Source organism: Undibacterium sp. Di26W, assembly GCF_049340265.1.
GTDB lineage: Bacteria > Pseudomonadota > Gammaproteobacteria > Burkholderiales > Burkholderiaceae_D > Undibacterium.
In genome coordinates this window covers 1-573 of sequence record NZ_JBMPOR010000071.1, presented here as the reverse complement: position 1 = coordinate 573, position 573 = coordinate 1, and the positions used below count along the sequence as shown (strand labels likewise).

Below are 573 nucleotides of genomic sequence, written 5' to 3'. Positions count from 1 at the left end.
ACGAATTGCAAGCTGGTATTCAATTGTCGCTCACAGTTTTTCCAAAGGCGATGGCATTTCTCAAGCCAGGCAAAAGAGCGTTCCACCACCCACCGCTGGGGCATGACACTAAAGGTGTGGAGTTCATTACGCTTGGCAACTTGTACGGACGCCCCCAGAATTTGATGTACCCCCTCAGCAAAAGGGCGCCCCGTATAACCGCCATCGACGAGCACGCTGGCAACCTTGCCCAAGGAATGCTTGTGCTGCTCAAACGCTTCCAGTGCTCCCTTTCTATCCGTGATGTCGGCTGTCGTCACCGCAATAGCATGGGGGAGTCCTTCTGTATCAACGGCAATATGGCGTTTAATGCCTGATATCTTCTTCCCCGCATCATAGCCTTTGTGCTGTGCCGTATCCGTGTTTTTGACGCTCTGGGCATCAACGATCAAAAAGGTGCTGCATTCGCTCCGACCATGTTTGATACGGGCCGCGCCAACCTGATTTTTTTAATGCCTGCTCCAGCAGGCTTAACTCACTTCCCAACGGCTTCTCTTTCCATTGCTTGAAGTACGTGTACACCGTACTTTTGGG

Annotated in this window: 1 pseudogene; it reads right to left on the bottom strand. The window is 51.8% G+C overall.

From position 1 onward, the window contains the following. Window positions 1-573: pseudogene (locus ACO0LM_RS28680) on the bottom strand (IS5 family transposase); the annotation flags it as partial.